Source organism: Alcaligenes sp. GCM10023179, from assembly GCF_042653705.1.
Taxonomy (GTDB): domain Bacteria; phylum Pseudomonadota; class Gammaproteobacteria; order Burkholderiales; family Burkholderiaceae_B; genus Alcaligenes; species Alcaligenes phenolicus.
The window spans coordinates 166388-181156 of sequence record NZ_JBHSIQ010000001.1 but is presented as its reverse complement, the minus strand read 5'-3'; the positions used below and the strand labels follow the sequence as shown (position 1 = coordinate 181156).

14 protein-coding genes are annotated in these 14769 nt (G+C 58.3%); 5 read left to right on the top strand and 9 right to left on the bottom strand.

From position 1 onward, the window contains the following. Positions 1–2: 2 nt before the first annotated feature. The 5 genes from ACFPDR_RS00850 to ACFPDR_RS00830 form a co-directional block, all read right to left on the bottom strand. Complete coding sequence (locus ACFPDR_RS00850) at positions 3–833, bottom strand: hydroxypyruvate isomerase family protein (RefSeq protein ID WP_376910200.1); 831 nt, start codon at positions 831–833, stop codon at positions 3–5. 14 nt (positions 834–847) lie between these two features. Then, positions 848–1744: an NAD(P)-dependent oxidoreductase gene (locus tag ACFPDR_RS00845; RefSeq protein WP_376910198.1), complete on the bottom strand. Its 897-nt coding sequence runs from the start codon at positions 1742–1744 to the stop codon at positions 848–850. A gap of 1 nt (position 1745) precedes the next feature. Beyond that, entirely contained in the window at positions 1746–3458 is a 1713-nt protein-coding gene (gene ilvD, locus ACFPDR_RS00840) for a dihydroxy-acid dehydratase (protein ID WP_031232959.1), read from the bottom strand. A gap of 35 nt (positions 3459–3493) precedes the next feature. After that, a complete protein-coding gene (locus ACFPDR_RS00835) occupies positions 3494–4186 on the bottom strand; it encodes a GntR family transcriptional regulator (protein ID WP_009455428.1) in 693 nt (230 codons plus the stop codon). A gap of 170 nt (positions 4187–4356) precedes the next feature. Continuing rightward, positions 4357–4845: an Lrp/AsnC family transcriptional regulator gene (locus ACFPDR_RS00830; protein WP_035269814.1), complete on the bottom strand. Its 489-nt coding sequence runs from the start codon at positions 4843–4845 to the stop codon at positions 4357–4359. 114 nt (positions 4846–4959) lie between these two features. Between ACFPDR_RS00830 and ACFPDR_RS00825 the strand changes: the two genes are divergently transcribed. From ACFPDR_RS00825 to ACFPDR_RS00810, 4 genes are read left to right on the top strand one after another with little or no spacing between them, the layout of a single operon-like run. After that, the gene (locus ACFPDR_RS00825) at positions 4960–5139 is read left to right on the top strand and encodes a hypothetical protein (protein ID WP_137430537.1); all 180 of its coding nucleotides are present in this window, start codon (positions 4960–4962) and stop codon (positions 5137–5139) included. 19 nt (positions 5140–5158) lie between these two features. Next, complete coding sequence (kynA, locus tag ACFPDR_RS00820) at positions 5159–6031, top strand: tryptophan 2,3-dioxygenase (protein WP_021447253.1); 873 nt, start codon at positions 5159–5161, stop codon at positions 6029–6031. Then, positions 6031–6936, top strand: a complete 906-nt coding sequence (locus tag ACFPDR_RS00815) for an alpha/beta hydrolase (protein WP_376910195.1) — start codon at positions 6031–6033, stop codon at positions 6934–6936. The genes kynA and ACFPDR_RS00815 overlap by 1 nt, the downstream gene beginning before the upstream one ends. Continuing rightward, the gene (locus ACFPDR_RS00810; RefSeq protein ID WP_035269810.1) at positions 6936–7313 is read left to right on the top strand and encodes a RidA family protein; all 378 of its coding nucleotides are present in this window, start codon (positions 6936–6938) and stop codon (positions 7311–7313) included. Before ACFPDR_RS00815 ends, ACFPDR_RS00810 begins: the two co-directional genes overlap by 1 nt. Positions 7314–7376: 63 nt before the next feature. Here the strand turns inward: ACFPDR_RS00810 and ACFPDR_RS00805 are convergent, their stop codons facing one another. Together ACFPDR_RS00805 and panB are read right to left on the bottom strand one after the other, a co-directional pair. Further along, complete coding sequence (locus tag ACFPDR_RS00805; RefSeq protein WP_009456820.1) at positions 7377–8342, bottom strand: LysR family transcriptional regulator; 966 nt, start codon at positions 8340–8342, stop codon at positions 7377–7379. Positions 8343–8406: 64 nt separating this feature from the next. After that, positions 8407–9228, bottom strand: coding sequence for a 3-methyl-2-oxobutanoate hydroxymethyltransferase (panB, locus tag ACFPDR_RS00800; RefSeq protein WP_009456821.1), 822 nt, complete (start codon positions 9226–9228; stop codon positions 8407–8409). Positions 9229–9529: 301 nt separating this feature from the next. On the opposite strand from panB, the gene ACFPDR_RS00795 reads away from it, so the two are divergent. Further along, on the top strand, positions 9530–10384 hold the full coding sequence (locus tag ACFPDR_RS00795) for an aldo/keto reductase (RefSeq protein WP_022983645.1): 855 nt from the start codon (positions 9530–9532) through the stop codon (positions 10382–10384). Here the strand turns inward: ACFPDR_RS00795 and ACFPDR_RS00790 are convergent. Together ACFPDR_RS00790 and acnA are read right to left on the bottom strand one after the other, a co-directional pair. After that, a complete protein-coding gene (locus ACFPDR_RS00790) occupies positions 10381–11796 on the bottom strand; it encodes an MFS transporter (protein WP_083054935.1) in 1416 nt (471 codons plus the stop codon). The genes ACFPDR_RS00795 and ACFPDR_RS00790 overlap by 4 nt on opposite strands. Before the next feature lie 127 nt (positions 11797–11923). Beyond that, complete coding sequence (acnA, locus tag ACFPDR_RS00785; protein ID WP_115634553.1) at positions 11924–14677, bottom strand: aconitate hydratase AcnA; 2754 nt, start codon at positions 14675–14677, stop codon at positions 11924–11926. Positions 14678–14769: the final 92 nt, after the last annotated feature.

The following is a 14769-nucleotide window of genomic DNA, read 5'->3' as shown; positions in this document are numbered from 1 at the left end:
GCTTATCTCCCGGCAGCCTGCATGCAAGCAGCATCACGCTGACGTGGCGCAGCCAGCACACCACGATCACGCAAGGGCTGGCACCAAGCCAAACCTTCTGAAGGCAAGCCGCGAGGCTGATACTCGCAACCCAGCCAGCTGTCGTAAGCCAAGGCGGGCAAAGCGGCTACGCCTGCCAGCAAATCATGCTGTGCAAGATCAGGCTCGTAGCGACCATCGGCACCCGCGATCTGCACATAGCCAATCCAGGGAGCACAGACTGCCACGCTGGACGGGACATCCAGACTTTCTTTGACGCAGTGGTAGTAATCAAACTGCAGACGCAGGCGCGGGGAGTTGAAATGCTGGAGCACCTCAATGACCTGCTCGGGCAAATAATAGAAGTACCCGGCCATATCGCTGCGGTTGAGCGCCTCCAGCGTCAGCACCAGATCATCCGCTTCAGCCAGGGCCAAAGCCTGTTCCAGATTACTGAGCAGTGCGGCCCGACAGTCTTGCTGTGCAAAAAGGCTGACGTCACCCGCCATCACATGAATACGGCGGCAGCCGGTAGCCTGTGCCACAGCACGGGCGTGATCAAAGGCTTCCTGAAACTGCGCTTGTGCGCCGGGAATGGCCGCCCAGCCCAAACGGCCCTGCCCCTCGCCTATCGGCGTATTGATCAGTGTCAGTTCCAGCTTGGCGGCTTTCAACTGACTGGCGTACCAGTCGGGTGCATAGTCATAGGGCAGTAAAATCTCGACGCCCTGAAAACCGTCAGCCGCCGCAGCCTCGAAGCGTTCGCTCCAGTCCAGATGCCGATACAACCAGCTGAGATTAGCGGATAGTTGCATGGGAGCCGCCTGTCTTATGCGTCTATCTGGCGAAGGAAGGCGTCACGCTGCTCGGGCAGCACAACGCTGACCAAGGCAGACACTTCAGCCTGACCCAAACCCATGGCGCTTGCCACGCGCAACATTTGCTGCACGCTGGCCGCAACCGGCATAGGTGCACCGCTTTGTTGAGCATTGGCGATCAAGGTGTCGATATCCTTGAGCATGGTGGACAGCGCACCGATGCTTTTCGCCTGGGCTTCTATCATGCGCGGGGCAAAGATCTGCAAAGGCTTGGAGTCCGCCCAGCCGCCCGCCAGCGCCGGGGCCAGCTTGTCCACATTGATGTTATTGCGCTGGGCAAAGCCAATGGCTTCGGCCAACGCCGCAATCGAGGTCGCCACGATGGCCTGGTTGCACAGCTTGGTCGCCTGCCCGGTACCGGAAGGCCCCATATGCGTAATATTGCCGGCATAGGCGCGCATGGCGGCCTCGGCTTCAGCCATATGGGTTTCACTACCGCCCGCCATGATGGCCAAGGTACCGGCCTCCACGCCTGGAATACCGCCAGACACCGGGGCGTCAATCCAGTCAGCGCCGCAGCTCTCCACCAAACGAGCGGCCAATTTGCGTGTGGCCTCGGGGTCGATACTGGAGTGATCCACCAGCCATTTAAGGCCCGTTGCCTGAGCAATCCCATCCGCACCGAACACCACAGCCTCGGCAGCCTTGGCATCAAACAGGCATAACAAGACGCCGTCGGTGCCTTCAGCCGCTTCACGTGGCGTGCCCACAATCTGCGCGCCGAGCGCTGCCAGCGGCTCGGCCTTTTCCCTGGAGCGATTCCAGACTTTGACCTCGTGACCCGCTTTCAGCAGGCGCTGCACCATGGCAGCACCCATCAATCCCAAACCGCAAAAACCGAGTTTCATCTTATACGTCCTCAAGCTGCTCTTGCGGCCACTCGGCAGCACCCGAATGAGTCACTGCCCCTTCATTGGTCGGTCCAACCAGGCGTGCGTACTTCTCCAGCGCGCCAGCCAAACGATCTCGTACGAAGGGTTTCCATTGCTCTCTGCGTGCAGCCAGCTCCTCGTCGGACACATGCAGCTGCATGCTGCTTTGCGTGGCATCGATGGTGATACGGTCGCCGTCGCGCACCAAGCCGATGTTCCCACCGGCTGCCGCCTCGGGGCTGGCATAGCCGATACACATGCCGCGTGTCGCACCGGAGAAACGGCCATCGGTCAGCAGTGCCACTTTCTCGCCATTGCCATGGCCGTAAATAGCCGCAGTAACGCTTAACATCTCGCGCATGCCGGGGCCGCCTTTGGGTCCTTCGTTGCGGATGATCAGTACATCGCCAGTCTCGTAGGCCTGCTTGGATACCACGGCCATGCAATCTTCCTCGGTTTCAAAGACGCGAGCACGGCCTTCAAAAACCAGAGACTTCAAGCCGGCAATCTTCAGCAAGGCGCCATCGGGGCACAGATTGCCCTTGAGCACGACCAGACCGCCCGACGCATGGATGGGCTGATCGCTGCTACGCACGATACGGCCATCCACATCGGGGAAGCTCTCCAGGGCTTCGGCCAAGGTTTCGCCGGTAATGGTCAATACATCGCCGTGCAGGTGGCCGCTTTTCAACAGTGCCTTGAGCACTACAGGCACCCCGCCAATCACGTCCAGATCGCGAGCCAGATAACGGCCGCCGGGCTGCAGGTCGGCAATCAGCGGCGTGCGGTTGAACACTTCGGCCAGATCGTCCATGGTGAAACGAATGCCCACTTCGTGCGCAATGGCAGGGATATGCAAGGCCACGTTGGTCGAGCCGCCAGTCGCTGCAACAGCCGCTGCGGCATTTTCCAGACTCTTGCGGGTGATGAGATCACGCGGCAAAGGACCACCGTTTTCCAGAATCTCCATCACGCGGCGACCAGCTCGGCGAGCCAGTGCGTGCCGCTGGCTGTAAACCGCCGGGGTGGTCGACGAACCCAGGAAGGACATGCCCAAAGCCTCTGCCACCATACCCATGGTATTGGCGGTGAACTGGCCCGGACAGGAGCCCACGGTCATGGCACAGGTGCGCTCAATGCCGTGCAGTTGCTCCAGGGAAATCGCCCCAGTCTGATAACGACCCACACCCTCAATGGCAGTCAGCACCGTGTTTTCAGTGCCATCGGGCGAGTAGCCCGGCAACATGGAGCCACCGTAAATGAAAACCGAAGGGACATTGAGGCGCGCCATGGCCATCAGGGTGCCGGGCAGCGTCTTGTCGCAACCGCCCAAACCAACCAAAGCGTCATAGGCATGGCCACGCACGGCTATTTCCATGCTGTCGGCAATCATCTCGCGCGAGACCAGGCTCATGCGCATGCCAGCGTGGTTCATGGAGGTGCCATCGGACACGGAAATCGTGTTCATCATGACGGGTACGCCACCACCTTGGGCTACACCCAGGCGCACGCTGTCTGCTTGTGGACCCAGCGATTTGGAACAGGGTGTGTTGTCTCCGGCGGTTCCAATGATGGCGACCATCGAACGGTCCAGATCATCATCGTCCAGGCCTGTTGCACGCAGAAAGGCTCGGTGTGGGGTGCGAGTCACGCCCTCGGTCACTGCTTTTGATCTATGTTTTTTTAGCATGGTCTTTGGTGGTGATGAGTAGTTGAGAGATCGACTTAATCGGCCAGGTCCAAGCGATCAAAGATCCAAGAAACATCTTCCTGAATGTATTGGCGCGCCTGGGCAAAATTGCCCGCGCGCAGCGCTTTGACGGTGGATTCGTGCAGGTGATCGGCAGAGTCTTCGTTGTGCAGCTGCTCGCGGGTTTCACGCAAGTAAGCGCCCGACTGCAGCCACAGGCTCTCGATCATGGCGAGCATGACGGGAGACTGAGCGGCTCCGTAAATCGTGAAATGAAAGATCCGGTTTTTTTCCAGACTGCTGGCCACGCCTTTGGGCGTGCGGCGCTCTTGGGTGATTTCTTGCGCCAGTTGTTCCAGCTGATCCAGCACGGACGGAGTCAGGAAAGGCCCCGCCCATTCGGTGACGGTGCCTTCGATCAAAACACGGGCGCGGCGAATATCGCTCAGGCAGGCTTTGGTGATCAAAGGAACACGGGTAGTGCCGTTAGGCAAAGGCTCCAGCCCCTGCTGTGCCACCAGACGGCGCAGTGCTTCGCGCACGGGCATGGTGCTGGTACCCAGCGCATCGGCCAGGTACTGAATGCCAAGCACTTGGCCCGCACGGTACTCACCGTGCATCAGCTTGTTACGTAGGGCTTGATAGACCGCTTCGTTGACGGATTGCCGAACGATGGGTTGAAAAGCTTCGAGCGGAGCGCTTGTGCTTGCAGCATCTGAATGTTTCATTAAATTCCGTCACAACGTGAATTCGAGCAAAGATTTGTGATTTTTGATCAATTCTAAGGACGGACTTCTACGACAACAAATCAGAGCTAACCCTTAGCCACCTGATTCGTGATGAGCGACTCGACACGCTTTGTGAGCGAGCCGCGCATCAGCTTTTGCAGAGCACTTGATCAGGCTGCAGGGCCGGCCATTGCTGGGATTGGCAGCGCGTTAAGGCCCTTGAATTCCTGCAAGGAAAAACTGGTCTGCGCTTGCCGAACACCGGGTAAACGATGCAATTTTCGTTGCAACAATTCCGAATAGCTGTCCAGATCCTTGGCCACGACCATCAGTAAAAAATCCGCCGGACCGGCAATGCCGTGACACATCACCACCTCCGGAATATCGCGCACGGCCTCCACAAATTGCACCGAACGCTCTTCATTTTGAAAGTCCACACTGATGCTGACAAAGGCCACCACGCCATAACCCAGGCCACGCCGATCCAGCCGGGCGTGGTAGCCTGAAATAAGCCCGGCTTCTTCCATGCGTCGAATCCGGCGCCAGCAAGGCGACTGCGATATACCCACTTTTTGCGCCAGCTCGCTTGTTGTCAGCCGGGCGTTTCCTTGCAGCTCGGCCAGCAAACTGCCATCCACCTGATCCAGTTCTATTTGCATAAAAAAACCCGTTTTTTAAGTTTTTCAGAAAAAGTTATGCTTCTATAAAAAACAGCTTGGCGCAAGACCCTTAAATCCATAAGATCAACGCATAAATTTAAGTGGGATGAAATTATGAAACCACAGACCCATTTCAGCTTTACTCCTATGCCCGCCTACTCAGGTGACCGCATCCTGCCGCTGATGGAGACCTTCGGGCAAGATGTATTGCAAACTCCCCTCGGCGCGCAACGCGACTTTGATTTTCTATCGACCCACGCGACCTGTTCCACAGGTCGTGCAGATCATTATTAACGTACCGGGAACAGAACAAATGAATGCTTCCAAAGCATCGGCTGACAAGGGAATCAGCGAGACAGAGCGCATTGTTTCGGAAGAAAAAGCGCAGTTGGATTTCAGCCAATCCATGAGCTATGGCGACTACTTGCACCTGGACGAGGTGCTGGGCGCTCAACACCCGCTCTCGCCTGCCCACGACGAAATGCTGTTCATCATCCAGCACCAGACCAGCGAACTCTGGATGAAACTGATGCTGCATGAAGTGACCGCCGCCACTGCAGCCATCGCAGCCGACCGCTACGCCGACACCTTCAAGATGATGGCGCGGGTCTCGCGCATCATGGAGCAGTTGGTCAGTGCCTGGACCGTGCTCTCGACCATGACCCCGCCGGAATACACGGCGATGCGCCCTTATCTGGCCAGCTCCAGCGGTTTTCAAAGCGCGCAGTATCGCTGCATTGAATTTGCTCTGGGCAACAAGAATGCGGCCATGCTCAAGCCCCATGCCCATAGGCCAGACCTGCTCCAGATGGTCGACAAGGCGTACCGTGCCCCTTCGCTCTATGACGAGTCGCTGCGCCTGCTGGCCCGCCAGGGCTTTGCCATTCCCGCCGATCACCTGGACCGTGACTGGACACAGCCCTACGAAGCCAGCCCCGAGGTGGAAGCTGCATGGTTGGAGGTCTACCGTGACCCGCATGCACACTGGGATCTATACCAGCTGGGCGAGAAGCTGACCGACATTGAGGACGCCTTCCGTCTTTGGCGTTTCCGCCATGTCACGACTGTTGAGCGCGTCATCGGCTTCAAACGCGGCACGGGCGGCACAGGCGGCGTCAGCTACCTGCGCAAGATGCTCGATGTGGTGCTGTTCCCCGAGATCTGGACTGTTCGGACCGCGCTGTAATGCAAGCCCCACAGGACTTACTCTCCGCGCAGGAGCGCGAACGTGAATACTCGCCCAGCTCCTGTATAGGCGGGAACTACGCACCCTATATCGAGGACTACGCCACACTTAGCGCAGCAGCTTTGCAAAGCGGAGCTCGGCATGCCGAGCTTGCCTATGGCAGTGCCGCCGCGCATAAGCTTGACCTCTTTTTACCTGCACCCCGCGACTCGGAATCCCTCCCGCCGCTGCTGCTATTTATTCATGGCGGCTACTGGCAGGAGCTTTCCAAGGCTTCCTCTTTATTCTCGGCCCCGGACTGCACCGAGGCCGGCATTGCCTTTGCCGCCATTGATTACACCTTGGCACCGCAAGCCTCTGTCCACGAGATGGTGCTGGAGTGCCGCCAGGCTCTGCGCTGGCTGCATCAACATGGCGAAGAACTGGGCTTTGACCCGCAACGTATCGTCGTGTCCGGCAGTTCTGCCGGCGCGCATCTGGCGGCCATGTGCTGCTTGCGTGAATGGAAAGATGATGCCGATTTACCCGTAGGGGCACCCGCAGCGGCGGTACTGGTTTCAGGCATTTACGACCTGCAGCCCCTGATTGGCACCAGCATCAATGAGGCACTGTCTCTGGACACGGCGAGCGCACAGGCGATCAGCCCCCAACTGCTTGATCTGACGGGCTTTCCGCCCGCCATCATCAGCTGGGGAGAAATCGAAACCTCGGAGTTCAAACGCCAGAGTCAGGCTTTTGCCGATGCGCTTAATGCAGTGGGAGCCCGGTATCTGCCCCCCATCGAAATGCCAGCACGCAACCACTTCGATGTCATTCTTGACCAGGCTCGTCCCAACACCCGCTTGGGCGATGCCACGCACGCGCTCTTTGCGTCCTTGCCGGTCACCTCTACTCGGAGCAAGTGATGAAACAAGTTGTCGACGTCGGACTGCCACCCCTGAAGCAAGCGTTTTCCTGGGCCGTCAAAGCCAAGGGGGAAATGCTGTTTACGGTGAACGGACCTGTGCGGCCGGACGGCAGCATTGATACGGGAAGCATCGAGCAGCAAGCTCGCCTGACCTTTGCCAATCTGCAACGGGCCACGCAAGCGGCCGGGGGCAGCCTGGAAAATGTCACCCAAGTGCTGATCTACATGACCGATGTTGCCGACATGGACAGCATCGACAAGGTGTACAGAGAGTTTTTCTCCGCGCCCTTCCCCAACCGCGCCAGTGTTGGCGTTGCAGCCTTGGTGGAGCCGGGCATGAAGCTGGAAGTTCTGGCGTACGCGATGATCCCCTAAGGCCTGCAGAGGCGGACGAGCATACAGCCAAGCCGCCCGAGCCTTGATCAACAAGCGTGTTGATTACAGCGAGTCAAACGGATCCTGGGTGCTTGGCAAACCGGTGTCATCCCCCAGCACAAAGCGCGGGATAAATTGCAGCACATACTGCCGCATGGCCTCGACCAGGCGCTGCGCATCCGGACGCAGTTCGCGGGATCGCAAGGACACCACACCGACCATATAAGGCACATGGATATCAATCGGGCGCAACACGACGTTGGGCAGTGGCAGGCCGTGAGCGGTAAAGGGGTCAATCAAGGACACGCCTACCCCTTGGCTGGCCAGAACCAGGCCCTCCAACGAGGAGGCAACCTCGATATGACGGATATCTTCCGGGGCTTCCGGACTGGCACGCAACAAGGCGGTTGCCAGGGTATGACGCAAGCGGTGGCGGTTCTGGATGGAAATCAGGGGGGTGCCCTGAATATCACTGAGACGCACCAGTTCCTGTTTGGCCAGGGGATGATTGACGGCCATGCCCAGCAGGCAGGGGCTTTGACCTGACCAATGCAAGGTGCAGCCATCAATGTCCAGCGGCAAACTGGTCACCGCCAGATCGGCCCGCCCTTCGTCAATGGCTTGCACCACCTCTTCCGGCTTTACCGTATCAATAATCAGCTTTTGCTTGAAGGCCGGATCGTGCTGCTCCATGATGCCCAGCGCTTGCGGCACCAGGCCAATCGCCAAGGCGTGAGTAGTCACGATGCGCAGGGGTCGCAGGCCCCCACGGGCGATTTCCAGAGCGCGGCTTTGCAGCACCTCCAGATTCATCAGCACGGGCCGGGCTTCCAGATAGAACTCGCGCCCTTGTTCAGTCAAGGTGACCTGCGGACGGGTGCGGGTAAAAAGCCTGAAGCCCAGTTCCTGTTCCAGCTCCTGGATCTGGCGGCTAACCACTGGCTGAGAGCGGTCCAGCAGTCTGCCAGCAGCGGTAACACTGCCAGCAGACATCACCGCTGCAAAGGCTTCTAATTGGCGAATTTCCATGTCGTTCTATGTGAATGCCGCATTTATCAACACGGAATATTCTAATGCGGAATAGTTAGCCGGACTAGCGTTTCACACCGAAACATTGATCCAGCGTGGGGAAAGAACCATCACGCACTTCAGCCGCGTATTGACCGGCTGCCTGGGAGATCAAGGCACCTACATCCGCGTAGGGTTTGGCGAACTTGGGGATCTTGCCATTGGTCAGACCCAGAATGTCTTCCGTCACCAGAACCTGGCCATCACATGCGGGGGACGCACCGATACCGATGGTCGGAATAGCGATGGTTTCAGTAATACGGCGACCCAGACCTTCTGCCACCCCTTCCAGCACCACACCCCAGGCACCCGCCTGTGCGTGAGCCACCGCGTCTTCCAGCACGCGCTGGGCAGCCGCATCTGTCATGCCTTGAGCCTTGTAACCGCCCATGGTGTTGACGTACTGGGGCATCAAACCCACGTGTGCCAGCACGGGCACACCGCGCTCGACCAGGAAGCGCGTGGTTTCAGCCATGGCCTGACCGCCTTCCAGCTTCACCGATTGGGCACCGCTGATGGCGAGCATACGCGATGCATTGGCAAATGCCTGCTGGGGTGATTCCTGATAGCTGCCAAACGGCATATCCACGACAATACAAGCATGTTGAGTCGCACGCACCACGGCAGCAGCATGGGCCGCCATCATATCGACCGTAATGCTTAAGGTATCGGGCATGGCATAGCCCACCATAGCGGTCGAATCGCCCACCAGAATCATATCCAGGTGCTCGTCCAGCATACGTGCGATAGGCGCGATGTAGGCTGTTAATGAAGCAATTTTTTGTTTGCCCTTGCAGGCGATCAAGGCGGGTACGCTAACGCGGACCTGCGTGGTATGTACGCTCATACTTACTCCAGCTGGAATCCCATAGAGCTAAAGCTTATATGGGATTATGAATGATGCAGATTGCAACATCTTAAGAAAAAATCCAGTCGACGCCTCTATAATCGCCGCAGGACAAAAAACAATAAGCTAATTTCCTGCCTACGTACAAGCTTCGCGTGTCCATCCCATGCGGATTCAGGTCCTTTTAAGGACTTTTGCTTTGACACCGCCTGTACTCTAGAGCCCGATCGTTCCCAATGCGCGGTGGTTTCATCAGCCATGTCCTGGCTGTTTTGCCGTGCACTCAACCGAGGAGAGACCTATGTCGACTACCCCCCCAACAATCACCTTCCACGACGATAACCGTGCGCCACAACTGGGCATGGGCGTGTGGCAGGTACCTGCCGAGCAAACGGCCGATGTGGTGTGCAGTGGCATCGAAGCAGGCTACCGCCTGATCGATACCGCCGCCATCTACGGTAACGAGGCCGAGGTGGGCCAAGGGATTCGTCAGTCCAAGGTGCCACGCGAAGAGCTGTTTGTGACCACCAAGCTGTGGAATGACATGCATGGCCACGACAATACCCGTGCAGGCTTTGAAGAAAGCATGGACAAGCTGCAGCTGGATTATGTGGATCTGTACCTGATTCACTGGCCCGTGCCCAAGAACCGCCAGTACATCCAGACTTGGGAAACGCTGATCAATCTGCGCAATGAAGGTCGTGTGAAGTCGATTGGGGTGTGCAACTTCCTGCCCCAGCACCTGCAAACCTTGCTGGACAAGACAGGTGTGTTGCCCGTACTGAACCAGATCGAGCTGCACCCCGGCTTTCAGCAGGCTGAATCGCGCCATTACCACGAAGACCACGCCATCCAGACGCAAGCCTGGAGCCCGCTGGGATTGGGCACGCTGTGGGACAACCCGGTGTTGAACAAGATTGCCAAGGAACATGGCCGTTCCGTGGCGCAAATCATGCTGCGCTGGCAGATTCAGCTGGGCAATATGGTGATTACCAAGTCCAACTCCCCCGAGCGCCAGCGCGACAATATGGACATTTTCAGCTTTGAGCTAAGCGAAGCCGATATGGCCGCCATTGCCAGCCTGGATCAGGCCGACGGCCGTCTTGGCCCGGATCCAGAGCTGTTCCGCCTGCCCAAAAGCACCGTCCAGGACTAAGCCTTGGGGCGCACCCGACGCGCAGGCCCGGACAAGAAGGCTGCAAGAAGGGGCGCCAGGGCAAACAACCACAGCAGAGCCTGCGCCGACTGGCGTGCGCCCTGCACCCCACCGGGGTCCACAAAGCCCGAGGCTGTCGTGATGATTCCTGCCAAGGCCGCACCCAATGCCATCGTGAACAACTGCAAGGTGGTAATGGCGGCCGAGGCAATATTCTCCTGCCCCTTGGGCGCGGAATGAAATACCCGCGTCAGCAAATGCGGCCAGGCCAGACCAATCCCCACTCCGACTCCCAATAAAGACAGGTACAAGGCCCAGGAATAGTCTGTGCCCTCACTCAAGCCTACCCACGGGATAAAGACGCCCAAGGCAGCCAATGACAAGCCCGAGAGCACAGGCCCGGCAATAATCATGCGATCCCCGGTTTTCAGCCCCCGGCTGGAGCTGGCAATAGAACCCAGGGTCCAGCCGCCTGACATCAAGGCCGTCAGGTAGCCTGCTTTCAGCGGGCTCATGTGGTGGATGATCTGCAGGAAATAGGGAATGAAAATTTCCGTTGCCACGGCCACGCTGACCAGACCAATACCGGCATACAGACTGCCCAAGGCCGTGCTGATGGAGTAAGTGCCCTGCGGAAACAGGCGACTGGTGGACTTGCTGTCGACACGCGCCATCAAATAAACCAGAATCGCCCCGCCCAGCACACCGCCCAGATTGATCATCCAGGAAGTAGACAGGCTACCTGCGGACATGACCAGCACAGAAGCGGTCAGCAGCAATACCTTGCCTAAAGTGGAACCGGATTTACGAGTTTCAGGCGCACGCGCATCGCGCAATTGCGTCCAGACCAGAATCGCCAGCAAAGCGGCACATGGCAGGACACTCCAGAAGGCCAGACGCCACTGTCCCATCTGGGCAAATACCCCACCAATCGCCGGACCCGACAAGGTTGCCACACCCCACATACTGGATACCAAGGCCATGACGCGCGGCCAAAGTCGCTCTTCAAATACCAGCCGGATCGAAGAATAGCTCAGGCCCAGCAGCAAGCCGCCGCCCAAACCTTGAATCGTGCGGGCAAAGAGCAGGAAAGGCATGGAAGGCGCTGCCGCGCACAGGGTCGTGCCAATGGCAAAGAACAGCAAGGACATCAAGAAGCTGTGACGCAGACCCAGTTTTTCCAGAACTTGTGGCGACAGGGCCGAGCCCAGAATCGAGGCCACCACAAATAGCGTGGTATTCCAGGCGTAGTACTCCAGCCCGCCGATATCCTCCACCACCGAGGGCAGAATCGTGGTCGCCACGTACACGTTGATCGCATGAACGGCCACGCCCCCGGCCAAGGCCAGTGAGCGCAAGCCATTACGGCCAGACAGGAGTTCAGACCAAGACGCTTCTTGGGTATTTGCCATTTTTCTTTATCCAAACAAAGAGCCGGCAACCGTGCCGGCCCTTCAAACACACCAGTGCGCCAGTTGCACAGGGCACAACTGACGCACTGTTGGGCGTGCATGCACACGCCTTGACCTGCTGCCGGGCTTACGCTTTCAACAAGCCCCGCAAAACGTACTGCATGATACCGCCGTGACGGTAGTAATGCGCTTCGCTAGGCGTATCAATTCGGACCAGAGCCTCGAACTCGATATCGCCCGCACGCACTTTGACCTTCTCGGGAATCTTGTCCTGATTCAGGGCGGTAATGCCTTCGATATCAAAGACTTCATCCCCCGCCAGGCCCAAGGTTTCGGCGTTCTGGCCAGCCGGGAACTGCAAAGGCATCACGCCCATGCCCAGCAGGTTGCTGCGGTGAATACGCTCGTAGGACTCGGCAATGACTGCACGGACGCCCAAGAGCACCGTGCCTTTGGCCGCCCAGTCACGCGAAGAACCCGAACCGTATTCCTTGCCGGCCAGAATCACCAGCGGGACAGCGGCATTCAAGTAATTGCGCGAGGCATCGTAAATCGTGGCCACTGGTGCACCATCTTGCGTGAAGTCGCGTGTATAGCCGCCTTCTGTACCCGGAGCCAATTGGTTGCGCAGACGCACGTTAGCGAAAGTGCCGCGAATCATGACTTCATGGTTACCGCGACGCGAGCCGTAGGAGTTGAAATCCTGCGGTTTGACGTCGTGATCCATCAAGTACGTTGCCGCAGGCGAGGTACGCGCAATCGAACCGGCGGGGCTGATGTGGTCGGTTGTCACCGAATCACCCAGCTTGGCCAGCACGCGAGCACCGCGAATGTCCGAGACAGGGCTTGGATCGCGCTTCAGGTCAATGAAGTAAGGCGGTTTGCGCACGTAGGTGGAATCATCCTGCCACTCGAAACGATCCCCTTTGGGGGTAGGCAGAGAGCGCCAGCGCTCGTCACCGGCGAACACATCGGCATAACCATCACGGTACATATCCGAGGCAATCGCCTTGCTGATCACGTCCTGCACTTCAGCGGCAGACGGCCAGATGTCTTTCAGGAATACATCCTTGCCATCGCTGCCCTGCCCCAAAGGCTCGTGGTACAGGTCAATATCCATGGTGCCCGCCAAGGCGTAGGCGACCACCAGCGGTGGCGACATCAGGTAGTTCATCTTCACTTCGGGGTGAATACGACCCTCGAAGTTGCGGTTACCGGACAGCGTAGACACCACGGCCAGATCGTTCTGGTTAATGGCCTGGCTGACCTCTGGAATCAAGGGGCCAGAGTTACCAATACATGTAGTGCACCCATAGCCAACCAGATCAAAACCGAGCTTGTCCAGATAGGAAGTCAGGCCTGCACGCTGGTAGTAGTCCGTGACCACGCGCGATCCGGGGGCCAGACTGGTTTTCACCCAAGGCTTGCGGCTCAAGCCCTTTTCCACGGCTTTCTTGGCCAACAGACCGGCGGCCATCATGACGCTGGGGTTGGAGGTATTGGTACACGAGGTAATGGCGGCAATCACCACCGAACCGTGATCCAGCTCACACTGGCTACCGTCGGCCAAGGTGAATTTCACAGCAGCTTTACGGGGTGCTGGCGGCTTGTGCGAAGGCACGTCCGACGCGGGGAAACTTTCTTCCACGGCCTCATCGTAGGTCGCTACGTCGTCGCCCAGCAAGTCGCGCACAGCAGTACGGAATGCAGGTTTGGACGAGGACAGCGCAATGCGGTCCTGGGGACGCTTGGGGCCAGCAATCGAAGGAACAACGGTGGACAGATCCAGCTCCAGGCGCTCGGAGTAGCGAGGCTCGTGCTGCGGATCGTGCCACAGGCCCTGAGCCTTGGCGTAGGCACGCACCAGTTCGATCTGCTCTTTGCTGCGGCCCGTCAGCTCCATATAACGCAGGGTTTCCTCGTCAATCGGGAACATGGAGATGGTGGAGCCGTATTCAGGGCTCATATTGCCGATAGTGGCACGGTTGGCCAACGGCACAGCGCTGACGCCGGGGCCGTAGAACTCCACAAACTTGCCGACCACCCCATGCTGACGCAGCATATCGGTAATCGTCAGCACCAGGTCGGTAGCCGTGGTGCCTTCAGGCATTTGACCCGTCAGCTTGAAGCCCACAACGCGGGGGATCAGCATGGAAATGGGCTGGCCCAGCATGGCGGCTTCGGCCTCGATACCGCCTACGCCCCAGGCCACCACGCCCAGACCGTTCACCATAGGCGTGTGCGAGTCCGTGCCCACACAGGTATCGGGATACGCCAGCTGACGGCCTTGTTCATCGCGCGTAAAGACCACGCGGGCCAAATGTTCCAGGTTCACCTGGTGAACAATACCGGTGCCCGGTGGCACGACCTTGAAGTTATCAAAAGCACTTTGGCCCCAGCGCAGGAACTGGTAGCGCTCCATATTGCGCTCGTATTCGATTTCCACGTTGCGTTCAAACGAGCTGGGCTTGCCAAAGTCGTCCACGATCACCGAGTGGTCAATAACCAGCTCTACCGGTGCCAGGGGGTTGATTTTTTGCGGATCACCACCCAAGGCCTGCATGGCTTCACGCATGGCGGCCAGGTCCACAACGGCTGGCACGCCGGTAAAGTCCTGCAGCACAACGCGTGCGGGGGTAAAGGCGATTTCACGATCGGGCTCGGCAGCAGGGTCCCAGGCGGCCAGGGCGCGAATATCATCGGCCGTGACATCGCCACCATCTTCAGTGCGCAGCAAGTTTTCCAGCAGGATCTTCAAGCCATAAGGCAGGCTGGCAACATCCAGGCCATCTCCACGAACCGCATCTAACCGATAGTAGTCGTAGGACTGCCCGCCGACATCCAACTGGTGCAAAGCCTTAAAACTATCTACGCTTTTCATATCGGGATCTCCATGGAAAAGTGCCGGCCGATACCATCCAATCTACCCAGCCAGCGATACACATGTGGTAACTGTCTATTGGTCTAGACCAT